At 73.7% G+C, this 4,283-nt stretch carries 5 protein-coding genes; all 5 read left to right on the top strand.

Annotated features, from left to right (window positions below; all coding sequences use genetic code 11):
• Nucleotides 1-432 (top strand): gluconokinase (locus ACIY1X_RS25145; RefSeq protein WP_399686067.1); only part of this gene is annotated, 432 nt, incomplete at its 5' end.
• Between the two features lie 143 nt (nucleotides 433-575).
• Nucleotides 576-2,438: a phosphogluconate dehydratase gene (gene edd / locus ACIY1X_RS25140; RefSeq protein ID WP_399686064.1), complete on the top strand. Its 1,863-nt coding sequence runs from the start codon at nucleotides 576-578 to the stop codon at nucleotides 2,436-2,438.
• Nucleotides 2,429-3,085 carry a bifunctional 4-hydroxy-2-oxoglutarate aldolase/2-dehydro-3-deoxy-phosphogluconate aldolase gene (gene eda, locus ACIY1X_RS25135; protein ID WP_038206047.1) on the top strand — a complete coding sequence of 219 codons (657 nt, stop codon included), beginning with the start codon at nucleotides 2,429-2,431 and terminating at the stop codon, nucleotides 3,083-3,085. The genes edd and eda overlap by 10 nt, the downstream gene beginning before the upstream one ends.
• Nucleotides 3,082-3,825: a haloacid dehalogenase type II gene (locus ACIY1X_RS25130; RefSeq protein WP_399686061.1), complete on the top strand. Its 744-nt coding sequence runs from the start codon at nucleotides 3,082-3,084 to the stop codon at nucleotides 3,823-3,825. Before eda ends, ACIY1X_RS25130 begins: the two co-directional genes overlap by 4 nt.
• Nucleotides 3,826-3,850: 25 nt before the next feature.
• Nucleotides 3,851-4,261 carry a PaaI family thioesterase gene (locus tag ACIY1X_RS25125; protein WP_399686060.1) on the top strand — a complete coding sequence of 137 codons (411 nt, stop codon included), beginning with the start codon at nucleotides 3,851-3,853 and terminating at the stop codon, nucleotides 4,259-4,261.
• Nucleotides 4,262-4,283: the final 22 nt, after the last annotated feature.

The raw sequence follows: 4,283 nt of genomic DNA, 5'->3' as shown, positions 1-4,283 counted from the left end.
CTGGCCGGCGCGCTGGGCCTGCCGCTCATCGAGGGCGACGCCTTCCATCCGCAGGACAACATCCGCAAGATGCGAAGCGGCCTGCCGCTGGACGACGCCGACCGCGCCGGCTGGCTGGACTGCCTGGCCCGCGAGCTGGCGGCGCACCCCGGCGGCGCGGTGCTGAGCTGCTCGGCCCTCAAGCGCGCCTACCGCGAGCGCCTGCGCGCCGCCGTGCCGCGGCTGCGCTTCGTCTTCCTGGAGATCGGCCGCGAGGAGGCCCGTGCCCGCGTGCAGGCGAGGGCGCCGGCCCACATCTTTCCCGCCAGCCTGGTGGACAGCCAGTTCGAGGCGCTCGAATCGCCCGTGGGCGAGCCCGACGTGCTGGCCGTGCCGGCCGCGGCGCCGCTGCCGCAGCTGCGCGCGCAGGCGCTGGCCTGGCTGGGCGCCTGACCCGCCGGGGCGCCGCCCGCAAGACCGCGCCAGCGTATCGCCGCGCGGGCCTGCCGGTATGCGCCGCGTCGCGCTTCATTGGTAGGATGAATACGCCTGCCGCCCACTCCCGGGCGGCATTGCCAGCCATCGCCCCGCGCCCCATGACAAAGACCCACCCCACGCTGCTCGCCGTCACCGAGCGCATCCGCGAGCGCAGCCGCCCCTCGCGCGAGCCCTACCTCCAGCGCGTCGCCGAGATGCGCACGCGCCAGCGCGGCTCCGACCGCATGGGCTGCGCCAATGTGGCGCATGCCGTGGCCGGCATCCCGGCCAGCGACAAGTTCAAGGTGGTCACCGAGCGCGCGCCCAACATCGCCGTCGTCACCGCCTACAACGACATGCTCTCGGCGCACGCGCCCTTCCAGCACTACCCCGACGTCATCAAGCACGAGGCGCGCCGCCTGGGCGCCACCGCGCAGGTGGCCGGCGGCGTGCCCGCCATGTGCGACGGCGTGACGCAGGGCACGCCGGGCATGGAGCTGAGCCTGTTCAGCCGCGACGTGATCGCGATGGGCACGGCGGTGGCGCTCACGCACGACATGTTCGACGCCGCGCTGCTGCTGGGCATCTGCGACAAGATCGTGCCGGGCCTGCTGATCGGCGCGCTGCACTTCGGCCACCTGCCGATGGTCTTCGTGCCCGGCGGGCCGATGCCCTCGGGCCTCTCGAACAGCGCCAAGGCCAAGGTGCGCGAGCAGGCGGCGCAGGGCCTGGTCGGCCGCGAGGGCCTGCTCGACGCCGAGATGAAGGCCTACCACGCCCCCGGCACCTGCACCTTCTACGGCACCGCCAACAGCAACCAGATGCTGATGGAGGCGATGGGCCTGCACGTGCCGGGCACCGCCTTCGTCCAGCCGGGCGACGCGATGCGCGAGGCGCTCACGCGCGAGGCGGTGCGCACGGTGCTGGGGCAGGGCACGCCGATGAGCGGCGTCACGCCGCAGGAGCGCTATCCCGTGCCGCCCATCGGCCAGTTGGTCGACGAGCGCTGCATCGTCAACGCCATGGCGGCGCTGCTGGCCACCGGCGGCTCCACCAACCACCTGATCCACTGGGTCGCGGTGGCGCGCGCGGCCGGCATCGTGATCGACTGGGACGACTTCTCGCGCCTGTCGGAGGTGGTGCCGCTGCTCACCCGCGTGTACCCCAACGGCACGGCCGACGTGAACGAGTTCCAGGCCGCCGGCGGCCCGGGCTTCGTCATCGGCGAGCTGCTGAGCGCGGGGCTGATGCACGGCGACGTGCTCACCGTGCGCCCCGGCGGCATCGGCGAGTGGGCGCACATCCCGGCGATGCGCGGCGAGCCCTCGGCCGAGGGCGTGCTGCACTGGGAGAGCGCGCTGCCCTCGCGTAACCTCCACGTCGCGCGGCCCGCGGCCGAGCCCTTCAGCGCCACCGGCGGCCTGAAGCTGCTCACCGGCAACCTCGGGCGCAGCGTCATCAAGGTGTCCTCCGTGCCCGACGACCGGCATGTCGTCGAGGCGCCGGCGCGCGTGTTCGATTCGCAGGGCGCGCTGCAGAAGGCCTTTGCCGCCGGCGAGCTGGAGCGCGACGTGGTCTGCGTGGTGCGTTGGCAGGGCCCGCAGGCCAACGGCATGCCCGAGCTGCACAAGCTCACGCCGCCGCTGTCGGTGCTGCAGGGCAAGGGCTTCAAGGTGGCGCTGGTGACCGACGGGCGCATGAGCGGCGCCTCCGGCAAGGTGCCGGCCGCCATCCACCTCTCGCCCGAGGCGGCCGACGGCGGCCCGCTGGCGAAGGTGCGCGACGGCGATCTGATCCGCCTCGACGCCGTGGCCGGTACGCTCGAGGCCCTGGTGCCCAAGGACGAGTGGGACGCCCGCCCGCTGGCGACAATGACCGACGCGCAGCGCGAGGAGGACGGCCACGGCCTCGGCCGCGAACTCTTCGCCGGCATGCGGCGCAACGCAACGACTGCTGAACAAGGAGCCTGCACATGGCTGTGAACCCCGACGCCCCCTCGACCGAGCTCACCGCGCTGGACGTGATGCGCGACGCGCCCGTCGTCCCCGTGATCGTGCTGCACGACGTGGGCGACGCCGTGCCGCTGGCGCGCGCGCTGGTGGCCGGCGGCATCCGCATGCTGGAGGTGACGCTGCGCACGCGCGAGGCGCTGGAATGCATCGAGGCCATCGCCAAGGAGGTGCCCGAGGCGGTGCCCGGCGCCGGCACCATCCGCAGCGCGGCCGACGCGCAGGCCTCGGCCCTGGCCGGCGCGCGCTTCGGCGTCAGCCCCGGCTACACGCGCGCCGTCGGCAAGGCCTGCCACGACCTGGGCCTGCCGCTCCTGCCCGGCGTCGCCACCGGCAGCGAGATCATGCTGGCGCAGGAGGACGGCTACACCGAGCTGAAGTTCTTCCCCGCCGTCCAGGCCGGCGGCGTGCCGATGCTCAAGGCCTGGCAGGGCCCCTTCGGCGACGTGAAGTTCTGCCCCACCGGCGGCGTGCACGCCGGCAACGCGCACGAGTTCCTGGCGCTGCCCAACGTGGCCTGCGTGGGCGGCTCGTGGATCGTGCCGACCGACGCGATCGCGGCCAAGGACTGGGGCCGCATCGAGGCGCTGGCGCGCGAGGCGTCGGCGCTGGCGCGATGATCGCTGCCGTGGCGCCGGCTGCCTTCGAGCCCGGCGCGCTGAAGGTCGTCGCCTTCGACGTCTTCGGCACCGTGGTGGACTGGCACGGCGGCATCGCCGCCGAAGTGCGCCGCATGCTGCCCGGCGTGGACGCCGAGGCTTTCGCGTTCGCCTGGCGCGCCGGCTACCAGCCCGCCATGCGCGGCGTGATGGAGCGCATGGCGGCGGGCGAGGGCGGCTTCACCCTCATCGACGAACTGCACCGCGGCATCCTCGAGACCGTGCTGCGCGACTTCGACGTGGCCGACCGGCTCGACGCCGAGGCGCGGCGCGAACTCAACCTCGCCTGGCACCGCCTGCCGCCCTGGCCCGATGCGGCCGAGGGCCTGGCGCGGCTCCGGCGCCGGTACACGGTCTGCACGCTCTCGAACGGCAACATCGGCCTGCTGACCGAGATGGCCAAGCGCGGCGGCCTGCCCTGGGACTGCATCCTCTCGGCCGAGGTGTTCAAGGCCTACAAGCCCGATCCGCGCACCTACCTGGGCGTGGCCGCGGTCTTCGACGTGGCGCCCAGCCAGGTGATGCTGGCGGCCGCGCACCACGACGACCTGGCCGCCGCGCGCGTGTGCGGCCTGGCCACCGCCTACATCGAGCGGCCGCTGGAATTCGGCGCCGCGAAGCCGAAGGACGTCTCGCCGCAGCCGGGCAACGACCTGCACGTGCAGGACATCGGCGCGCTGGCCGATGCGCTGGGCTGCTGACGGCACCCACAAGGAGAACGCACCGATGAAAGACCTCGCCGGCCTGCAGACGCTGCTGCAGCCCCTGTTCCCCGGCCTGATGGGCGTGACGCTGCTGGAGGCCGCGCCCGAGCGCATCGTGGCGGAGATGGCGGTGCGGCCCGACCTGTGCACCTCCGGCGGCATCCTGCACGGCGGCGCCTACATGGCCTTCGCCGACACGCTGGGCGCGGTGGGTACGGTGGTGAACCTGGCGGCCGGCCAGCGCACCACCACCACCGATTCGAGCACCAAGTTCATCGCCGGTGCGAAGGTCGGCACGCGCGTGCGCGGCGAGAGCATCGCGCTGCACCGCGGACGCACCACCCACGTCTGGCAGACCACGATCACCAATGCCGAGGGGCGGCTGTGCGCGGTGGTGACGCAGACGCAGCTGATCCTGGGCGCGCCGGCCTGAGCCGGCCCTGCCGCATGGCGCC

Source organism: Xenophilus sp. (genome assembly GCF_044462705.1).
Taxonomy (GTDB): domain Bacteria; phylum Pseudomonadota; class Gammaproteobacteria; order Burkholderiales; family Burkholderiaceae_C; genus Xenophilus; species Xenophilus azovorans.
Note: the sequence above shows the minus strand (reverse complement) of the source record. Positions and strands in the feature narration are given on the sequence as shown.

Bases quoted from the DNA above. Each gene is read 5' to 3' on its own strand.
- eda (WP_038206047.1), top strand. From the start codon at position 2,429: ATGGCTGTGAACCCCGACGCCCCCTCGACCGAGCTCACCGCGCTGGAC.
- edd (WP_399686064.1), top strand. From the start codon at position 576: ATGACAAAGACCCACCCCACGCTGCTCGCCGTCACCGAGCGCATCCGC.
- ACIY1X_RS25125 (WP_399686060.1), top strand. From the start codon at position 3,851: ATGAAAGACCTCGCCGGCCTGCAGACGCTGCTGCAGCCCCTGTTCCCC.
- ACIY1X_RS25130 (WP_399686061.1), top strand. From the start codon at position 3,082: ATGATCGCTGCCGTGGCGCCGGCTGCCTTCGAGCCCGGCGCGCTGAAG.